The 19,176-nt window shown below is 60.2% G+C and carries 21 protein-coding genes; 17 read left to right on the top strand and 4 right to left on the bottom strand.

The genetic code is table 11. The annotated features are described in order from the left end of the window. Nucleotides 1-33: 33 nt before the first annotated feature. Nucleotides 34-1,029, bottom strand: coding sequence for an aldo/keto reductase (locus tag H4W29_RS13975; RefSeq protein WP_192729433.1), 996 nt, complete (start codon nucleotides 1,027-1,029; stop codon nucleotides 34-36). A 743-nt stretch (nucleotides 1,030-1,772) separates the two neighbouring features. Here H4W29_RS13975 and H4W29_RS13970 point away from each other — a divergent pair. The 8 genes from H4W29_RS13970 (at nucleotide 1,773) to H4W29_RS13940 (ending at nucleotide 6,951) form a co-directional block, all read left to right on the top strand. Continuing rightward, complete coding sequence (locus H4W29_RS13970; RefSeq protein WP_192729432.1) at nucleotides 1,773-3,362, top strand: sensor histidine kinase; 1,590 nt, start codon at nucleotides 1,773-1,775, stop codon at nucleotides 3,360-3,362. Further along, on the top strand, nucleotides 3,349-3,996 hold the full coding sequence (locus H4W29_RS13965; protein ID WP_192729431.1) for a response regulator transcription factor: 648 nt from the start codon (nucleotides 3,349-3,351) through the stop codon (nucleotides 3,994-3,996). Before H4W29_RS13970 ends, H4W29_RS13965 begins: the two co-directional genes overlap by 14 nt. A 93-nt stretch (nucleotides 3,997-4,089) precedes the next feature. Then, nucleotides 4,090-4,458: a response regulator transcription factor gene (locus H4W29_RS13960; protein ID WP_192729430.1), complete on the top strand. Its 369-nt coding sequence runs from the start codon at nucleotides 4,090-4,092 to the stop codon at nucleotides 4,456-4,458. A gap of 140 nt (nucleotides 4,459-4,598) precedes the next feature. Then, on the top strand, nucleotides 4,599-4,805 hold the full coding sequence (locus H4W29_RS13955; RefSeq protein ID WP_192729429.1) for a hypothetical protein: 207 nt from the start codon (nucleotides 4,599-4,601) through the stop codon (nucleotides 4,803-4,805). A gap of 67 nt (nucleotides 4,806-4,872) precedes the next feature. Then, entirely contained in the window at nucleotides 4,873-5,607 is a 735-nt protein-coding gene (locus H4W29_RS13950) for a helix-turn-helix transcriptional regulator (protein ID WP_246517178.1), read from the top strand. A 154-nt stretch (nucleotides 5,608-5,761) separates the two neighbouring features. Then, a complete protein-coding gene (locus H4W29_RS34330; RefSeq protein ID WP_246517176.1) occupies nucleotides 5,762-6,025 on the top strand; it encodes a hypothetical protein in 264 nt (87 codons plus the stop codon). Beyond that, nucleotides 6,025-6,519, top strand: coding sequence for a GntR family transcriptional regulator (locus H4W29_RS13945; protein WP_246517175.1), 495 nt, complete (start codon nucleotides 6,025-6,027; stop codon nucleotides 6,517-6,519). The genes H4W29_RS34330 and H4W29_RS13945 overlap by 1 nt, the downstream gene beginning before the upstream one ends. Before the next feature lie 21 nt (nucleotides 6,520-6,540). Continuing rightward, on the top strand, nucleotides 6,541-6,951 hold the full coding sequence (locus H4W29_RS13940; protein WP_192729428.1) for an ACT domain-containing protein: 411 nt from the start codon (nucleotides 6,541-6,543) through the stop codon (nucleotides 6,949-6,951). A 57-nt stretch (nucleotides 6,952-7,008) separates the two neighbouring features. Here the strand turns inward: H4W29_RS13940 and uxuA are convergent, their stop codons facing one another. Together uxuA and H4W29_RS13930 are read right to left on the bottom strand one after the other, a co-directional pair. Beyond that, nucleotides 7,009-8,196 carry a mannonate dehydratase gene (gene uxuA, locus H4W29_RS13935; protein WP_192729427.1) on the bottom strand — a complete coding sequence of 396 codons (1,188 nt, stop codon included), beginning with the start codon at nucleotides 8,194-8,196 and terminating at the stop codon, nucleotides 7,009-7,011. 45 nt (nucleotides 8,197-8,241) lie between these two features. Continuing rightward, nucleotides 8,242-8,964 (bottom strand): GntR family transcriptional regulator, encoded by a 723-nt coding sequence (locus H4W29_RS13930; RefSeq protein ID WP_192729426.1) that lies wholly within the window; start codon nucleotides 8,962-8,964, stop codon nucleotides 8,242-8,244. 238 nt (nucleotides 8,965-9,202) lie between these two features. Here H4W29_RS13930 and H4W29_RS13925 point away from each other — a divergent pair, with 238 nt between their 5' ends. The 4 genes from H4W29_RS13925 (at nucleotide 9,203) to H4W29_RS13910 (ending at nucleotide 13,287) form a co-directional block, all read left to right on the top strand. After that, a complete protein-coding gene (locus H4W29_RS13925; RefSeq protein ID WP_192729425.1) occupies nucleotides 9,203-10,378 on the top strand; it encodes an extracellular solute-binding protein in 1,176 nt (391 codons plus the stop codon). 72 nt (nucleotides 10,379-10,450) lie between these two features. Beyond that, entirely contained in the window at nucleotides 10,451-11,560 is a 1,110-nt protein-coding gene (locus H4W29_RS13920; RefSeq protein WP_192729424.1) for an ABC transporter ATP-binding protein, read from the top strand. Then, nucleotides 11,557-12,441 carry an ABC transporter permease gene (locus tag H4W29_RS13915; protein WP_018114718.1) on the top strand — a complete coding sequence of 295 codons (885 nt, stop codon included), beginning with the start codon at nucleotides 11,557-11,559 and terminating at the stop codon, nucleotides 12,439-12,441. The genes H4W29_RS13920 and H4W29_RS13915 overlap by 4 nt, the downstream gene beginning before the upstream one ends. A gap of 3 nt (nucleotides 12,442-12,444) precedes the next feature. Further along, nucleotides 12,445-13,287: an ABC transporter permease gene (locus H4W29_RS13910; protein ID WP_018114719.1), complete on the top strand. Its 843-nt coding sequence runs from the start codon at nucleotides 12,445-12,447 to the stop codon at nucleotides 13,285-13,287. 83 nt (nucleotides 13,288-13,370) lie between these two features. On the opposite strand, the gene ppk2 is transcribed toward H4W29_RS13910, so the two are convergent. Next, nucleotides 13,371-14,279, bottom strand: coding sequence for a polyphosphate kinase 2 (gene ppk2, locus H4W29_RS13905; RefSeq protein ID WP_192729423.1), 909 nt, complete (start codon nucleotides 14,277-14,279; stop codon nucleotides 13,371-13,373). 333 nt (nucleotides 14,280-14,612) lie between these two features. Between ppk2 and H4W29_RS13900 the strand changes: the two genes are divergently transcribed. From H4W29_RS13900 to H4W29_RS13880, 5 genes are read left to right on the top strand one after another with little or no spacing between them, the layout of a single operon-like run. Continuing rightward, a complete protein-coding gene (locus tag H4W29_RS13900; protein ID WP_192729422.1) occupies nucleotides 14,613-15,788 on the top strand; it encodes an ABC transporter substrate-binding protein in 1,176 nt (391 codons plus the stop codon). Nucleotides 15,789-15,842: 54 nt separating this feature from the next. After that, entirely contained in the window at nucleotides 15,843-16,703 is an 861-nt protein-coding gene (locus tag H4W29_RS13895; RefSeq protein WP_192729421.1) for a branched-chain amino acid ABC transporter permease, read from the top strand. After that, nucleotides 16,700-17,734 carry a branched-chain amino acid ABC transporter permease gene (locus H4W29_RS13890; RefSeq protein WP_192729420.1) on the top strand — a complete coding sequence of 345 codons (1,035 nt, stop codon included), beginning with the start codon at nucleotides 16,700-16,702 and terminating at the stop codon, nucleotides 17,732-17,734. Before H4W29_RS13895 ends, H4W29_RS13890 begins: the two co-directional genes overlap by 4 nt. Beyond that, nucleotides 17,731-18,477, top strand: coding sequence for an ABC transporter ATP-binding protein (locus tag H4W29_RS13885; RefSeq protein WP_192729419.1), 747 nt, complete (start codon nucleotides 17,731-17,733; stop codon nucleotides 18,475-18,477). The genes H4W29_RS13890 and H4W29_RS13885 overlap by 4 nt, the downstream gene beginning before the upstream one ends. Beyond that, entirely contained in the window at nucleotides 18,477-19,175 is a 699-nt protein-coding gene (locus tag H4W29_RS13880) for an ABC transporter ATP-binding protein (protein ID WP_192729418.1), read from the top strand. Before H4W29_RS13885 ends, H4W29_RS13880 begins: the two co-directional genes overlap by 1 nt. The last annotated feature ends 1 nt before the right edge of the window (nucleotide 19,176 follow it).

The following is a 19,176-nucleotide window of genomic DNA, read 5'->3' as shown; positions in this document are numbered from 1 at the left end:
CGATGCCAGTCGAACCCATTATGCCTTCGCCCATTACGCCTTTGAAAGCGCGCGGGGGCGACGGACCGGGTTATAGTCGTTGATCATGTCGCGCGGGCGGTAGGGCTCTTCCAGGAAGGCGCGCTCTTCCGCCGTCAGTTCGATTGCAGCCGCTTCGATCGCGGCAGTGACGTGCTCGGGGCTCTCGGTGCCGACGATCGGAACCGTGCTGTTGCCGGAGCCGATGACCCAGGCCTGGGCGATCTGGCTGGCTGTCTTGCCGCGCTTGGCGGCGATCTCGTTGACGCGCTTGGCGATCTCCTGGTCGATCTCGTCGCCGAACCAGTCGAGATAAAGGTCATGGGCGATACGCGGCGCCGAACCGCCGCCGGCAAGATAACCGCGGGCGAGCGGCGAGAAGGTCGTGACCGCAATGCCCTCATCTTGGCAATAGGGCATCATTTCGCGCTCTTCCTCGCGGTAGAGCAGCGAATACTGGCACTGCATGTTGACGAACCGCGTCCAGCCGTTCTTGTCGGCGACATGGTTCATCTTGGCGAACTGCCAGGAATACATGGTGGAGGCGCCGATATAACGCGCCTTGCCCGACTTCACGATGTCATGCAGCGCGCTCATCGTTTCTTCGATCGGCGTTTCCGGATCGAAGGCGTGGATGACATAGAGGTCGACATAGTCGGTGCCCATCTGTTTCAGCGACTTGTCGATCGAGGCCATCAGATGCTTGCGAGACAGGCCCTTGTCGTTCGGATCGTCGCTCATCGGGTAGAAGGCCTTGGTGGCGAGCACCAGCTTTTCGCGATCCGTCAAAGACAGCAGCGTGCGGGCGACGACCTGCTCGTTGACACCGGTCGAATACCAATCTGCCATGTCGAAGAAATTGATGCCGACATCAAGCGCCTTCTTCAGGATCGGCACCGATTTTTCTTCGTCCAACACCCAACCCTTCCACTTGGATGTCCCGATACCCATGGTACCAAGGCAAAGCGACGAAACCTTCAGGCCGGTCTGGCCAAAGCGCACATATTCCACAGCAATGTCCTAAAAGTGTTTCTCCCTCCTAAGACTATGCCGTGGCGACACTATTGTGACAAATAGGTTTATTCGATGCGGCTATCTCAAAATGAGATAGCACCATCAACCGCCGCAGGAGCGAGCCTGTGCCGCAGGCTTTTCCCTTGCAGACCCGATGTCCAGCAGCACAGCGACAAGTCCGTAGATCGCGGCAAGTCTCTACGGCGTGAGGAACGGTTCCCGGGGCGCCTGAAGCGGAGCGCCGAGCTGCGACGCCTTAGCACGCCATAAAGTCGCGATCGTGTCGGAGGGATTTTCATCAGTTCTGCTTGCCACCTGCAGCGTCACTATTGCGATTGCGGAAGTCGTCGGGACAAGTTTCAAAGCCATTCGCCCAGGAAACCGACCTGCCGCTTTGTATGGCCGGACCAAAACCTAAGTATAGTTATGTCCCAGGGCTCTTGGATCTATCTTGTACTCGTAGCTCGGAACCGACCTGACCATTCACGGTTCCAAGCTAACCCGGTGGCACCGCCCCTTGCCACCTCTAGGGCAGGCGTCCCCCTCCGCCGAAGCCCTGCGGATCCTCCCATCCGCCAGAGACCGTCCCGCCGCCCGGGACGGTCTTTCTTTTTCAAGCGTAGAGACAATTCGGCCCATGCTTCCAACACTTTGGTATAGTTTTGCGCCGATAAACAGGCCATTAAGGTAAACCTTACTAGCCGGTATGGGTAGAAGACCTCAACCGACAGCGAGGGGGTATGGGATCAGCCATTGTATCGAAACTCATCAACCGGCGGGGAACGCTCTCGCATGAGATCACGCTCGGCCTGATCGCGCTGGTGCTCGGCGCCACCGTGTTCTACGTCGATGCCTTCACCGAGGTCGAAAGCGCCATCGCCGTCCTCTATGTTATCGTGCTGCTGCTATCGGCCGAAATGCTGACGAGGATAGGCACCACGCTGCTCACAATTGTCTGCGCCGCCCTTACCCTTTTCGCTTATTTCTATTCGCACGGTCTCGGAGAAAATGTCCCAGCCCAGTTGCGGTTAGCGGTCTCTCTCGCCGCCATCACCATCACCTGCGCCCTCATCCTCAGGAACGAAACCGCACGTGCCGGCCTCATCGAAGCCAACCTGCATCTTCGCGACAGCGAAACCCGCTATCGCTACATCTTCGAGCACAGCCGCATCGCACTCTGGGAGCGCGATTATTCGGCAGTGCGATCCTTCCTGATGTCTTTGAAGGCGGAAGGTGTGAGCGATCTCAAGGACTATTATCGAACAAATCCAGGCGTCATCGTTGCCTGCACGGGCCTTATTCGCACCATCGCCGCAAACGACGCGGCAATGGAGCTGCTGGGCCATATGACCGACGGCCTGCACTCGCGCACGATGCGCCGCTACATCGCGCCCGATGACGATACCTTTTTGGACCTGATGAACGCCATTTTCTGTGGCGAACGTCATTTCGAGGGCAAGGGCAATCTGATCACCGAGAATGGCGAAAGCAGGCTTGTCATCATGAGCATGAGCTTTCCGGAAGATCCCACCGCCTTCAATCGCGTGGTGGTGGGCATGGTGGATATCACCCAGCGGGAAATGATGCAGAAGGCCCTTCGTGAGGCTCAGGATGAGCTTGCCCGCGCCTCACGCGCCGCGACCGTCGGCACATTGTCCGCCTCGCTCGCTCACGAGCTCAATCAGCCGCTTGGCGCCATCGTCGTCAACGCCCAGACGCTGCTCAGATGGCTGAACCGCGAGCCGCCGGATCTGGCCGCCGTGCGCCGTTCGGCCGAGCGCATCATTCGCGACAGCCAACGCGCGAGCGAAATCATCCATAATACCCGCTCCATGCTGACGCAGGGCGATCGCACCCCCGAACGGGTCGATCTCGAGACGCTGATCGAGGAAACACGCGCCCTGATGGAGCACGACTTCCAGCGCGACATGGTCGACTTCGATGTGAACCCAGCCGAAATGCCGCTCAAGGTGAAGGCGATCCGCATCGAACTGCAGCAGGTCCTCATCAACCTCGTCACGAATGCAGTCCAAGCCATGCGAGAAACGGCAATCGACCGGCGCAAGATTCTGGTCTCGCTCGGCAGGAAGGATGATATATTCGTCAGCCTCTCCGTCAGGGATTTCGGCCCCGGCATCAGCGAGGAGGCCATGGCGAAGCTCTTCACACCCTTCTTCACGACCAAGCCCTCTGGAATGGGCATGGGGCTCTCCATCTGCCGCAGCACGCTGGAAGCAAGAGGCGGCCAGCTGATTGCCGGCAACCATCCTGACGGGGGCGCCATCTTCGAAATGATCATACCGATTGAGGACGACCATGACCAACGCTAGCGCCGCATCGAAGGCAACCTCTCAATCGGCATCGCCGATTGTCTATGTCGTCGATGATGACGAATCCATTCGCGAGTCGCTTGTCGACCTCTTCCGGTCGATCCAGATGGATGCCGTCTCCTTCGCGACGACGACCGCCTTCCTTGATACCGCCGACCTGCGCCGGCCGGGCTGCATTCTCCTCGACATACGTCTGCCCGGTCTCAGCGGGCTGGATTTCCAGCTTCATCTTGAACGGATCGGCAGCAGGATGCCGATCGTCTTCATGACCGGCTTCGGCGATATTCCGATGAGCGTGCGCGCCATGAAGGCCGGTGCTGTCGACTTCCTCACCAAGCCCTTCCGAGACCAGGATATTCTCGATGCGGTCGGTATCGCGATCGAGAAGGATATGGCCCGCCGGCGGGAAATGGCGGCAAGTGATGCAGTCGCATCACTTGTCGATACACTGACACCCCGCGAGCGGGAAGTCATGGCAGCCGTCGTCAAGGGTCTGATGAACAAGCAGATCGCCTACGATCTCGGCATCAGCGAGATTACCGTGAAGCTCCATCGCGGCAACGTCATGCGCAAGATGCAGGTCCGATCGGTGGCCGATCTGGTGCGCAAGGCCGAAATGCTGGAAGGCAGATAGTGGAACCTAGACCCTTGTATGGTACCGCGACACGGCCTCGATCCTCATAATATAGCCTAACGGAATGTAAGAATAAGCAAGGCTACCAATCTCGTGTCACATACATGCACAATCGCTATCGTCGATGACGACCAGGCTATCCGGGAGGCGCTTGACGATCTGATCCAGTCCTGCGGCTACCAGAGCAAGCTTTTCTGCTCGGCGGAAGAGTTTCTGGCCTTTGATGACAGGGCGGCAATCGACTGCATGCTGGTCGACGTCAAGATGCCCGGACTGAGCGGCATCGAACTGCAGGCAATCCTCAACGGCGAACCTGAAAAGCCGCCGATGATCTTCATGACATCCTATCGCGACGAAAGAACCCGCACAGCCGCCATGGAAGGCGGTGCGTTGGCCTTTCTGGGCAAGCCGGTCGAATTCGATTCTCTCATCAACTACCTGGAAATGGCTTTGAAGCTGTAAGGCTCTGCAGGGGAGTATTGTTTCCGCCAAAAGATCAAATCGAATTATACACCTATGTATAATTCAGGACTGAAGCAATAAAGTCTATAGTTAACCTCGTTGCATCCGGTAAAGCGGACAGAAGAAACGAGGTGAACGCCATGATAAAGCTCAAGCGCCCTATATTTATCAGCGTCGGAAAGAATATCCTCATGGATGTGATCTTTTCGAACATCGTGACCGGTGCGAATTACAAATTCCACTGTGCGCTTCTGCGCCTGGAACCGGAAAACCCGATCTACGAATACCAGCCGGTACGCATTGCCGCGCACCGTCGCCCGGAAGAAATCAACCGGACGCTTTTCTGATCCTCCCTCCTCCTGGCGCTGACCGGCTCCCTCCCGGCCGGTCAGCGCATTTGCCGGCAGATGATCCATGATCCTCAAGAATAGGGCAAAGTTCTCCTTCCCGGGGGAACAGCCAGCACCACAGTCCAGGCCGATCCCCACGAGAAGTTTCTCCATTTCCCTCCAGCATGTCATGCAGGCGCATGGCTTCCGCTTCTTTCTGGCTGCCAGCTTTCCGCAGGCTGACAAGCTCGGCTTTCGTGCCAACATCATCGCCAGCAACTGGCCACAGGAACTGATCGACCGCTACGACGCTTCCGATCTCTTTTGGCGCAGCCAGCTGATCGAGGACCTGAAGAAGACCATCATGCCGATCTATTCCGGCACGGACTTGTTCGCCCAGCCCGGCAACGCAAGCGGTTCGGAAGAACTCGCCCGCAATTTCGAGGATCTCGGCCTTCACAACACCGTCAGCTTCACGCTGCATGACGCCATTCTGAGGCATTATGTCATCATGTTCTCTGGCCTGCGCAGCCAACCCGACGAGCAGGAATGCGCGCGCATGGTCTTTGCCGTACTGAAGGCGTTGGACAGCTTCAGCTTGGCGACCGAGCCGCCGCTTGCCGATTACGAGCGCCTGACCGTTCGCGAGATCGAATGCCTGCGCTGGTCAGCCTCCGGCAAGAGCAGCGAGGAGATTGCCATCATCCTGCACATTTCCGCCCATACGGTGAATGGTTACTTGAAGACAGCGATGCGCAAGCTCGATGCCGTCAACCGCATGCAGGCCGTCCTGAGAGCCTATCGTTTCCGCCTCATCTGAAGGTCTGCAGGCCTGAAATTCCCCGGTTTCAAGCGCCTCAAGCTGTTCCGCATGATTCAACCTACGCATGCAGGGTAAATATCCGCGCTCTTATTCCCGTTGTCGACAGAACATGCTAAGTTCCTGGTGAGAAGGATATTTCTCAGGAGTTTTCTTGTCTGGCGAATACACGCCTGCCGATATAGTCCACGCCGTGGACGATCCACCGCATATCGACTCGCGCCAGCGTGCCGAGGCGGTTGCCGCGCGTCTCGTCACCGAACAGCATGACAGGCCGTCGCTTGTTTCCACCATCGCCCGCGAAGTGGCGGCCGAGATCATCGAGGACATTCGCAAACCGGGCGATGATCTGAACTCCGTCGAACTTGCACGACGCTACAAGACCAGCCCAGCCGGACGCCTATCCGCGAAGCCCTGATGCTCCTGGAAAAGGAAGGGCTCGTCGAAATCCCGCCGCGGCGTCGCCCGCGCGTCGCTAGTCTTTCGATCAAGGAAATTCGCGATATCTACCGCGTCCGCGCCAATCTGCTGGAACTGATCGCCGGCGATATTGCGCGTGACATGTCGCTGGACGATATCCGCACCCTCCAGCCGATCATGCAGGTCATGGAAACCGCAAGCAAGGCCGGCGACGTGAACGCCTATTTCTGGGCAAATATCGACTTTCACGAACGCAACACCGAACTCGCCGGTAATCGCACGGTCAAGAAAATCGTCGATTCCCTGCTTCTCAGAACACTTCGCTTGCGCCGTATAGGTCTATCCCAGCCCGGCCGCCTGCAGAAATCCTACGAGGATCACGAACGACTGTGCCGTGCCTATGAGGATCGCGATCCGACGCTCGCAGCCGCGCTCATCCGATCCAACCATGCCACCGGTCTTTCGGTGCTGGAGAAGATTTATTCACAGTAAGGGACGTCAGGGAAAAACGGCATGACAGGCATTACCGACCTCTCAGTTCTTCTCGCGACGATGGAGCCGGAATTGGTAGCGGGCGAATTCGTCTATTGCACCGTGCCGGCCTCGCAGCCGGAAGACTACCTCAATCTTCGCCCGCTCGCCCTCTTTCACGAAAAGGAAGGGCTTACGCTCATTCTGCGCCAGGATACGGCAGACAAAGCCGGCCTGCAGGCAAGCACGCCCCTGCGACAGATCACGCTGAAAGTGCATTCCTCGCTTGAAGCCGTAGGCCTGACTGCCGCCTTCTCCCAAGCGTTAACGGAAGTCGGCATCGGCGCCAACGTGGTCGCGGCCTATTACCACGACCACATTTTCGTGCCGGCCGGCGACGCCGAACGGGCCGTCGAAGCGCTGAAGCAGCTTTCGGCGGCAAACAGGAACTAAAGCAATTCCAGCAAAAGTGCGCAGCGGTTTTGCTGGAATTACTTGCAAACAGAAAAATCAGGTCGGCGGCGCGTCGAGTGCGTGCAGAATGCCGCGCAGCTCGGCAAGGCCGCGAAGACGGCCGATTGCCGGATAGCCGGGTGTGACATTCTTCTGCAAGTCGTCGAGCATGCGGTGGCCGTGGTCCGAGCGGAAGACAATCGACTGGTCGGCGCTGCGGCGACGGTCTTCGGCCACCAGTTCCTTCAGCACGGAAACCATGTTCACGTCGCCTTCAAGATGCGCGCTTTCGTGGAAGGTACGGCCGTCGCCCTCGCGGGTCGTGGCGCGAAGATGGGCGAAATAGATGCGCGAGGCGAAGCGTCGCGCAATCGCCGGCAGATCGTTGTCGGCGCGCACGCCGAGGCTACCGGTGCAGTAGCACATGCCGTTGGCGGCCGCCGGCACGGCATCGAAAAGCGCCGCATAATCCTCTGCCGTCGAAGCGATGCGCGGCAGGCCGAAGAGCGAGCGCGGCGGGTCGTCTGGATGCAGCGTCAGCTTCACGCCGCGCGCTTCCGCGACGGGAACGACGGCTTCGAGGAATTCGACGAGATGCTGGCGAAGTTTCTTCGCGTCTATGCCCTCATAGGCGATAAGCTTTTCGCGGAACGCTGGAATGGTGAGCGGTTCGGTCGTCGAACCGGGCAGAGCCGAGGTGATGATGCGGGTAAGCTCGGCAATCTCCGCTTCCGTCATGCTTTCGTAGACAACCTTCGCCCGCGCCTTGTCTTCGTCGGAATATTCGGCGGCAGCGCTCGGCCGCTGCAGAACGAACAATTCGAAGGCTGCAAAACGCTCGTGATCGAAGCGCATGGCGGTAGCACCGGTCGGCGTCACGTAATCGAGATCGGTGCGCGTCCAGTCGACGACGGGCATGAAATTGTAGCAGACGATCGGGATACCGCAGGCGGCCACGGCCTCGAGGCTGGCAATCCAGGCCTCGATCTCTGCCTTCGCCTGAGCACCCCTGCGCTTGACGGCATCGGGGATCGGAATGCTTTCCACGACACTCCAGGTCAGTTGCGAGCGGCCTGCCGGCGTGGTTTCGATTAGCGCCTGGCGTTCGCGTACTTCCGTCTCGGTCCAGGCACGGCCGATCGGCACCTGATGTAGCGACGAAACGATGTTCGTCGCACCCGTCTGGCGCACCTCGTCTAGCGTGACCGGCGCCTCCGGCCCGAACCATCTCCAACCTTGCCGCATCTCGTCTTTCTCTCCTTTTGTATCCCGCGTTTTGTCGTTTCGCCGTCAGCAGAAATAGTCGGGGAACTGCGAGCGCAGTTCCGCCACATCGGGTATGACGGCGCTTAGGTGATGAACCATCGCCTCGCGCGCCGCCGCGATATCATGCGCAGCAATGGCGTCGCGGATCACCATATGCTCGTGCACGACATTGTCCATGCGCCCGAGCACCGGCAACGTCAGACGCCGCGCCCGGTCGATCTGCACCTTCACCGTCTTCAGAATGGTCCAGATGCCGGGATAGCCGGCAATCTGCGTGATCGCCTCGTGAAAGGCCTCGTCTTCTTCATGAAAGCTCGAAGCATTGCCGAGGGCTGCATGCGTCTTCTGCCGGGCGATGATCGCATCCAGCCGCGCAATATCGGCCTCCGTCGCGATACCGGCGGCCATCTCGACCGTCGTCCCCTCAAGCGCCTTGCGCACGACGACCGCCTCCGGAATGGCCGAGACCGGCACTCTGGAAACCACCGTGCCCGATTGCGGATAGATATCGACGAGCCCGCCCTCGGACAGCCTCAGCAGCGCCTCGCGCACGGGCGTTCGGCTCACACCGAAATCCTCGGCGATCCGCTTTTCCTGCAGCACCGTACCGGGCGGGATCCTGAGAGAGACGATATCGGCGTGCAGCCGCCCGTGGATAGCGGCGGCCGTCGTCACGCGGCGGATCTTTCCGGCTGCGTCTTGGGACGCCGGAAAGGCAAGGATTTCAGGGTCGGAAGCCTGCCGCATGCATGGTCTCGGGACGTTGACACTTTCGTGCATACTAGTATATCAATTGAATCCTGTTGCCAAGATATGCCGCGGAGGAGAACGGCGGCATGGCATTGCACCCGGAGGAAAAGCTTCGAGCTGCGAGCATTTGATGCTGTCGGAAAACCGGCGCATCGAAGCATTGGACGTGCATTGCGATGCAAACGGGTGGGGCTCGGGGCAAAAGCCGGCACCGCCGCAAAGGAGGAGGAATAAAATGAAGATTACACGCAGAACCTTCGTCGGCGGAGCTGCCGGCGTCGCCGCCGCCGGAATGTTGCCGCTTCGCGCTTTCGCACAGGCCAAGGCGCCGGCAAACCCGGTCACCATCACTATCGTCGACGTCGCGGGCAACCTGGCGCTGACGCAGGGCATGTTCGAGAACTACGCCAAGGCCAAGCCTGAATTCGTCGCCAGCTTTTCCTTCACCAAAGCCCCCGCTCCGGAACTGCCGGCCAAGATCCAGGCCCAGCAGGCTGCCGGCAAGGTCGATATCGATCTCGTGCTAACAGGCACGGACGCGCTTTCGGCCGGTGTCGACCAGGGTCTCTGGGTCGACCTGTCCAGCAAGAAATCCGCCCTTCCCAATCTTGAAAGCATCCTGCTGCCGCAGGCTTTCAAGATGCAGGCACTCGCCAAGGACCAGGGCGTCGTCATCACCTATTACCCGTCCGGCCCGCTGATCGAATATATGCCGGACAAGGTGGCGACCCCGCCGAAGACGGCGCAGGAGCTGCTCGACTGGACGAAGCAGAACAAGAACAAGTTCCTCTATGCACGCCCCGCCAATTCCGGCCCGGGCCGCACGCTGCTGATGGGCCTGCCATACCTGCTCGGCGACAGCAATCCGCGCGACCCGGTCAATGGCTGGGCCAAGACCTGGGAATATCTGGCCGCTCTCGGTGAGAACATCGAATATTACCCGACCGGCACCGCAGTGGTCTTCAAGGAACTCGGCGAAGGCACGCGTGACATCGTCGCCACCACCACCGGCTGGGACATCAACCCGCGCGCGCTCGGCATCGTTCCCGAGGAAGCCAAGGTCGGCAAGCTCGAAGGCTTCCACTGGGTCACCGACGCTCACTATGCGGCGATCCCGAAAGGCGTTTCCGACGAGAAGGTTGGCGTTCTGCTCGACGTCCTGAACTTCATCTATCAGCCGCAACAGCAAGCAATCGCCTATGATGCAGGCTACTTCTACCCAGGCCCGGCGGTAAAGGATGTCACGCTCGAGATGGCGCCTGCAGAAAGCCAGGAAATCATCAAGGAATTCGGCCGGCCGGAATATGCCGACTGGATCGCCGGCAGCCCGCTGGAAGTGCCGCTCGAGCCCAAGCAGCTCGTCCAGGCTTTCCGCATCTGGGACGAGAAGATCGGCGCCAAGAAGGGCTGATTATCGGTGATTGAAATGAGCCGGCGCCGGGTATCTCGGCGCCGGATTTCTAACGGCCATGGTTGCCGATAAATGGAGATTGCATTGACTTTGCCGGTTCAAAACGCAGCAACAGCGTCATCGCGGAAGAATGCGCGCCTTGAGCTCGATGGCATCAGGCGATCTTTCGGCGCCTATAACGCCCTTGATGGCATCGACCTCACGATCGAACCCGGCGAATTCATCGCACTTCTCGGCCCCTCCGGCTGCGGAAAATCCACCGCGCTGAACTGCATTGCCGGCCTGCTTGGCCTATCCGGCGGCGAAATCCGCCTCGGCGGCAATCGCATCGACCAGTTGGAGCCGGAAAAGCGCGGCTTCGGCATGGTCTTTCAAAGTTACGCCCTCTTCCCGCACATGAGCGTTCGCAAGAATGTCGGTTTCGGCCTTGCCATGCAGGGCATTCGCGGTGCCGAAGCCGACAAGCGCATCATCGATGCGCTGGCGCTCGTGCGCCTGGAAAGTCAGGCGGACAAGCTGCCCGGCCAGCTCTCCGGCGGCCAGCAACAGCGCGTGGCGATTGCCCGCGCAATCGTCATCCGCCCGCCGATCGTATTGATGGACGAGCCGCTCTCCAACCTCGACGCCAAGCTGCGCCTGGAAATGCGCGCCGAAATCCGCGGTATCCACGACCAGATCGGCTCGACGACCATCTATGTCACGCATGACCAGGACGAAGCCCTGTCGCTTGCCGACCGCATCGTTGTCATGAGCCAGGGTCATATCCAGCAGATCGGCACGCCACAGGATCTCTACCAGCGCCCGGTCAACCTCAACGTCGCCGATTTCATGGGTTTCCGCACCCGCATTCCCGGCCGCGTCGTCTCCATCTCCGGCACCGAGGCCGAAATCGAAGCCGCTGGCGCGCGGCTGACCGGCACGATGCGCGACACATTGAAGGTCGGCGATGCCGCAGTGCTCTCCGTGCGTCCTGAAGATCTCGTTGCGACCACCGACGACAGCGGCATTCCCGTCATTGTCGCGAACACCGAATATCGCGGGCGTGCCTTCTTCGGTATGGCCCGTTCGGCGGACGGATCGGAGCTGTATTTCCGCTCCGATGATGCGTTGCCGCGCGGCTCTGCCACCACTCTGCAGCCCGTCGCGGGCCGTTCGCTGGTCTTCAAAGGGGCGCCAGCATGAATGGCGGTCCCTCACTGAAAACCCGGCTTGCCGCTCAGGGCCTTGATGGCACGACATTGCTGGTGCTGCCAGGCCTGATCTTCATGATCGCCCTCTTCATCTACCCCTTCGTCTACGGCGTTGCGGATTCACTGATGCCGAAGGATGGCGGCGTTTGGTACGAAAATTACGCGAAGTTCTTCTCGGACCAGTTCCAGTACGGCACGATCGCCAATACGATGTGGCTTGCCTTGCCGGTCACGATCGTCAACCTGGCCTTCGCAGTCCCGGTTGCGTTTCGCGTCCGACTGATGCGGCGACAGCGGCTACTGACGACAATCCTCGTACTGCCGATTACGCTCGGTACTGTCTTCGTCGCCGATGGTCTGCTGACCTTTCTCGGCCCGCGCGGCTGGTTCAACGAGACGCTCATCCTGTTCGGCATCCTGGATTCACCGGTCAAGCTCACCAACAACTACTGGGGTGTCTTCGCCTCGCTGCTGATTACCGGCTTCCCCTTCGCCTTCCTGCTGACGTTGTCCTATATCACAGGCATCGACCCGGCGATCGAGCAGGCTGCCGCCACGCTCGGCGCCAATGCGCGCCAGCGCTTTACGCGCGTGTTCCTGCCGCTCCTGGTGCCCGGCCTCGCCGTGACCTTCTGCCTTTCCTTCGTGCAGGCCTTTGCCGTCTTCCCGTCCGCCGTCCTGCTCGGCGCGCCGGCTGGTCCGACGCGCGTCATCTCGATTGCAGCCTATCAAGCCGCTTTCGAGCAATATGATCATTCCTACGGCACGGCGATCGCCATTATCATGGGTGGCGTCGAGCTTATTGTTGTCGTCGCCGTCCTCGGCGCGCGTTCCTTCTTCTACCGCGGCCCGGCCGGCGGCACGAAAGGCTAAGCCATGATCCGTGACCAGGGCCTTACCTCGAAGATCTGGCGCATCGCCGTCTGGGCGCTCGCGACCCTCTTTGTCCTCAACCTGCTTGCGGTCATCGCGGCCGTGATCGTCAACTCTTTCGCCACACGCTGGCTCGGCACATGGCTGCCGCGCGGCTGGACGGATCGTTGGTATTTCAGCGCCTGGAGCGAATTCCAGCTATCCAGCGTCGTCATCGTTACCTTCGAGATGGCCTTTGTCGTCGTCATCATCTCGGGCATTCTGGGCGTATTGACAGCCTATGCTCTGGCGCGGCGCGATTTCCCGGGCAAGCGCGCCATCATTCTGCTCTTCCTGCTGCCGCTGCTGATCCCACCGCTGACCTACGGCATTCCGCTGGCAACAGTGCTCTACCAGCTCGGGCTCGGCGGCACCTTCTGGGGCGTCGTGCTGATCAACCTCGTGCCGTCTTTCCCCTTCGTCGTGCTCGTCATGATCCCGTTCATCGAGCAGATCGATCCGCGCATCGAGGCCGCCGCCCGTGTCTTCGGTGCCGGCACCACCAGCCTCTTTATCCGCATTCTGCTGCCGCTCCTGCTGCCCGGCATGCTGGCAGCACTTCTGCTCGTTCTGGTGCGCACGCTCGCGATGTTCGAGCTGACCTTCCTCATCGCCGGACCGCAGACCCAGACGCTTGTTGTCTCTCTTTATTACGCGGTCTTCGCATCCGGCGTACGAGCCAGCCAATCAATCGATGCGATGGCGGTGATCTATATGGTGACGACGCTCTTCTGGCTCATCATCGCGCTGCAATTCGTCAATCCGACCCAGATCGTCGCCCGCGCCAAGCAGCAATCGGCGCATTGAGGCATGTCGCGCAACGCTTGAATCGGTTTTGCGCGACATGCTGAAAAGGCGCTGCTGCCGGAAACCGGCCGCAGCCATTTCAATCAGTAGACTTCGGGAACATACATTTCCGGCGGAACCGGGGTGCGATGGTAGTCATCGTGACGCACGCGATCCGGCAGCACGATCCCTTCCTTCGGAACGTCCTCATACGGGATCTGGCCGAGCAGATGGGCGATGCAATTGAGGCGCGCGCGTTTCTTGTCGACGGCCTGAACGACCCACCACGGCGCTTCCTCAATATGGGTGCGGGCGAGCATTTCTTCCTTGGCCTTGGTATATTCCTCCCAATGGACGCGGCTCTGCAGGTCCATCGGCGAGAGCTTCCACTGCTTCAGCGGATCGTGGATGCGCATGTTGAAGCGGAACTCCTGCTCCTCATCGGTGATCGAGAACCAGTACTTGATGAGGATGATACCGGAGCGGACCAGCATGCGCTCGAATTCCGGCACGGAGCGGAAGAACTCTTCCAGCTCGTCCTTCGTGCAGAAGCCCATGACCCGCTCGACGCCGGCACGGTTGTACCAACTGCGGTCGAAGAGCACCATCTCGCCCGCCGACGGCAGATGCGACGTGTAGCGCTGGAAATACCACTGGTTCCGCTCGCGTTCGGTCGGCGCCGGCAGCGCCACGACGCGGCAGACGCGCGGATTGAGGCGTTGGGTCACGCGCTTGATTGCGCCACCCTTGCCGGCGGAATCGCGGCCCTCGAAAAGCACGACCACCTTCAGCTTCTTGTACTGGACCCAGTCCTGAAGGCGAACCAGCTCATGCTGCAGGCGGAAGAGCTCGCGGAAATAGAGTTTGCGCTCGAGCGTCTGTTCCGCTTCGCCGGACATGCCCTCGGCGACCAGCTCGTCGAGCCGGTCCTCCTCCATCTGCATTTCCAGCTCCTCGTCGAAGCTGTCGGCGATTTCATTCTTGATACGGTCGAGCTGAGTGTTTTCGATCATGGCACGCTCCCTGTTCAATTCGCTCGATAAAGCACGTTCTCGCCATAGCTATATGACAGAGTTGCGACGATCGAAAATTTGCTTTCGCAAAACGCAAAACTTGCAAGCGCAAAAGACCGTCCGCCGGGCCTTTCGTGATCAGTCTGCCAGGCATGGTTTGCAGGTCTGACAGGTAGCGGCAGCTTGTACCATGTCAAGTTTTATGTATACATTGATGTCGCTGAGCAATTTTCGCGACAATGGCGTTTTCCTCTGGAGGAGAGAAGAAAAACGTTCAGGTCGCGGCATATCTCCGGGAGAGAGATATGATGCACAACAATGGGAGGAGTATACATGATTTCGTTTTCAAGAAGACTATTGATAGCCGGCGCGGCGCTCGCCACACTTGCTGGCGTGCCTGCATTTGCGCAGGAAACGGTGAAGATCGGCGTGATCCTGCCGATGACAGGTCCTTTTGCCTCAACCGGGCGTCAGGTCGAGGCCGGCGCTCGCGCATACATGGCAATCAATGGCGACACGGTTGCAGGCAAGAAGATCGAGCTTGTCCTGCGGGACGATGCCGGCACGGCCGACCAGACCCGCCGCATCGCCCAGGAACTCGTCGTCAACGACGGCGTGAAAATGCTTGTCGGCTTCGGCCTGACTCCGCTTGCCATGGGTGTCGCCCCGGTTCTCAACCAGGCAAAGATTCCGGCAATCATCACCTCGGCCACGACCTCGGCCATCATGAAGCAGTCGCCCTATTTCGTGCGCACCTCGATGGCAGGCCCGCAGTCTGCCGTTCCGGTCGCCACCTGGGCCGTCCAGAACAATCTGAAGCGGGTCGTCACGCTGGTGACCGACTATGGACCGGGCATCGACATCGAGAAGGGCTTTACCGACCAGTTCAAGAAAGACGGCGGCACGGTTGTCGAAGCACTCCGCGTTCCCCTGCAGAATCCGGATTTTGCTCCCTTCCTGCAACGCGTGCGCGATGCCAAGCCTGATGCCCTTTTCGTCTTCGTCCCCTCCGGTGTCGGCGCAATCTTCATGAAGCAGTTCGTCGATCGCGGCCTTGCGGATGCCGGCATCAAGCTGATTGCCACCGGCGATGTCACCGATGACGATCTCCTGAACGGGATGGGACCGTCCGCCAAGGGCGTCATCACCGGCCACTTCTATTCGACCGATCACGACAGCCCGGAAAACAAGGCCTTCGTCGCCGAAGTCCGCAAAGCCAACAAGAACATGCGCCCGAATTTCATGTCGGTCGGCGGTTATGATGCCATGCATGTCGCCTATGCCGCCCTCGAAAAGACCGGCGGTGACACCGATGGCACCAAATTGGTCGATGCAATGAAGGGCATGGAATTCGTCAGCCCGCGCGGGCCTATCACCATCGATCCTGATACCCGCGACATCGTGCAGGATATCTACATGCGCGAGGTCAAGGAGAAGAACGGCGAACTCTACAATGTCGAGTTTGCGACTTACCCTGACATCCACGATCCGAATACGGCTGCCAAGTAAGCCTTTGGAACAGGCGGCGGAGGCAATTCCGCCGCCTGGATGCAGTGAGGTCTCATGCTGACAATCCTGTTCGACGGCATCGCCTATGGCATGCTTCTCTTTGTTCTCGCCTGCGGATTGTCAGTCACGCTGGGCCTGATGAATTTCGTCAATTTGGCGCATGGCGCCTTTGCCATGGCAGGCGGTTACGTCACCGTCATCATGATGAATAGATACGGCATCTCCTTCTACTGGTGCCTGCCGGCGGCCTTCATCGTCACGGCGCTTGCCGGCGCCGTATTGGAACGGCTGCTCTACCGCCGCCTTTATTCGGCTTCGCATCTCGATCAGGTGCTGTTTTCGATCGGCCTCGTCTTCATGTCGATTGCCGCAATCGATTATTTCATGGGCGGCCAGCAGCAGTTGATCAACCTACCGCCCGAACTCAGCGGCCGCTTCGGCTTCATGGGCATCGATATCGGCCGCTACCGGCTCTTCATCATCGTCATCTGCGCAGTGCTGACGGTTGCACTGCAACTGGCGCTCACCCGCACCCGTTTCGGCAGCCAGTTGCGCGCCGCCGTCGATGACGGGCGCGTCGCTCGCGGCATGGGCATTAACGTCTCCGTCATCTTCGCGCTGACTTTCGCGCTCGGCTCCGGTCTCGCCGGCCTTGGCGGTGCGCTCGGCACCGAACTGCTCGGCCTCGACCCAAACTTTCCGCTGAAATACCTGATCTATTTCATGATCGTCGTCACGGTCGGTGGCACCTCATCCATCACGGGCCCCTTCATTGCCGCGCTCCTACTCGGCATCGCCGACGTCGCCGGCAAATATTATGTGCCGCAACTCGGCGCCTTCATCATCTATGCCGTCATGATCCTTGTGCTGATCCTCCGGCCCCATGGCCTCTTCTCCCGGGAGGGTGGCCGATGAGCGGTGAACGCAACAACGCCTCCACGGAGGCCATGGAGCTCCTGAGGCGCGCCGGCCGCTGGCAGATCTGGGAATTCGCGCTGTGGCTGGTGGCCATCGCCGCGATCTTCGTCCTGCCGTCACAGATGCTGATCCTGACGGAGATCGCCATCCTGGCGCTTTTCGCCGTCTCTCTGGATCTCATCCTCGGCTATGCCGGCATCGTCTCGCTGGGCCATACCGCCTTCTTCGGCCTCGGCGCTTATGCAGCAGGTCTCTTTGCCGTCCATGTCTCCGGCGAGCCGGTGATCGGCCTGTTCGCGGCCGGCCTTGTCAGCGGCCTCTTTGGCTTCCTGACGAGTTTCCTCGTGCTGCGCGGCTCTGACCTCACCCGCCTCATGACCACCTTCGGCGTCGCCATGCTCCTCGCCGAACTCGTCAATCAGGCGGCATGGCTCACCGGCGGCGCGGATGGCTTGAGCGGTGTGATGCTGAATCCGATCCTCGGCTATTTCGAATTCGATCTCTGGGGCCGGACCGGCTACATCTACTGCCTCATCGTTCTTATTGTTCTGACCTATGTCGCCCGTCGCATCGTCAACTCGCCCTTCGGCCTGTCGCTGAAAGCCATCAAACGCAACCAGCGCCGCGCCTCCATGCTCGGTATTTCGCCGACCCGCCGTATTGTCGCGATCTACACGGTCTCCGCTGCTTACGCCGGTATCGCGGGTGCGCTGCTCACCCAGACCACCAGCTTCGTCTCGCCTGACGTGCTTGCCTTCCACCGTTCCGCCGAAGTGCTGCTCGTTCTGGTCATCGGCGGCGTCGGTTACCTCTACGGCGGCGTCTTCGGTGCGGTCGTCTTCTCCATCCTGCGTAACTGGCTGTCGGTCATCACGCCGCAATACTGGATGTTCTGGATCGGCCTCGTGCTCATCATCATCGTTCTGGTCGGCCGCGAGCGTCTGACAAGCTGGCAGACGCTGTTGCCGGGCTCGGCGCGCAAGCGCGAAGCTCGCATTCAGCACACCATGGCGGAGGAAGGCAAATGACGCTCGCCCTCGAAACACGCCACCTTGTCAAGCGTTTCGGCGGCTTCATTGCCACCAATGACGTCTCGCTGCAGATCCGCCAGGGCGCCCGCCATGCGCTGATCGGTCCGAACGGAGCCGGCAAGACCACGATCATCAACCTGCTGACCGGCGTTCTCTCACCGAACAGTGGCGAGATCCTGCTAGGTGGCGAGGACATCACCAGCGTCTCCTCATACCGGCGCGTCGGCAAAGGTCTTTCCCGTACCTTCCAGATCAACCAGCTCTTCGGAGACCTCACCCCGCTCGATTCCGTTATGCTGGCAATCAGCGAACGGAAAGGCCATGGACGCTTCGCCTGGCGGCCGCTATCAGCCGACCGGGAGGTTGCCGATGAAGCTGCCAGCCTGCTGGAGCGCTTTCGTCTCGTCGATGTTATGGGAATGCCGACGACGCTCCTGCCCTACGGCAAACAGCGCCTGCTGGAAATCGCCCTTGCGATTGCCATGCAGCCGAAGGTGCTCTTGCTCGACGAGCCGGCCGCCGGCGTTCCTGAGGAGGAACGGCATGAGGTTCTCGGCATCGTCCGCGAGCTGCCCGCCAATGTCACGGTCGTGCTGATCGAACACGACATGGATCTCGTCTTCTCCTTCGCAGACCGTATCTCGGTGCTCGCTGCCGGCGCTGTCTTTGCCGAAGGCACCGTCGCCGAAATCTCTAGAGATCCGCAGGTCAAAGCCATCTATCTCGGGGAGGATGCCTGATGGCCGAGCTGCTACGGGTCGAACGCCTCATCGCTGGTTATGGTGAAGCCCATGTGCTTGCCAAGGTCGATTTCACACTGGAGGAAGGCCGCTCGCTGGCCTTGCTTGGCCGCAACGGCGCAGGCAAGACGACCCTGCTCAACACCATCATCGGCGTCACCACACACCACGCCGGCTCCATCCACCTGCAGCAGCGCGACATCACCCGGCTGCGCGCGGAAAAACGCGCGCCGCTCGGCGTCGGCTGGGTGCCGCAGGAACGCAATATCTTCCGTTCGCTGACAGTGGAAGAAAACCTGACGGCAAGCGCGCGGCCCGGCGCCTGGAATGTCAGCCGCGTCTACCAGATGTTCCCGCGCCTGCAGGAGCGTCGCCGCAACCTCGGCAATCAACTATCAGGCGGTGAACAGCAGATGCTCGCCATCGCCCGCGCCCTGATGCTCAACCCGAAAGTCCTGCTGCTCGACGAGCCGCTGGAGGGCCTTGCACCGATCATCGTCGACGAGCTGCTGGCGGCGCTGCGCCGCATCGTCACCGGCGAAGGCATGTCGGCGATCATCGTCGAGCAGAAGGCACGCAAGGTGCTGCCGCTGACGGATGAGGTCATCGTGCTGGAACGCGGCGCGGTGACCTATCGCAACACATCCGAAGCGCTTCTCGCCTCACCAGAAATCCTCGAAGCGCATCTCAGCGTCTAGA

The sequence above is a fragment of the Rhizobium viscosum genome (genome assembly GCF_014873945.1).
Taxonomy (GTDB): Bacteria; Pseudomonadota; Alphaproteobacteria; order Rhizobiales; family Rhizobiaceae; genus Rhizobium; species Rhizobium viscosum.
The sequence above is the reverse complement of the archived record's forward strand: the minus strand, read 5'-3'. Positions and strand labels throughout refer to the sequence as shown.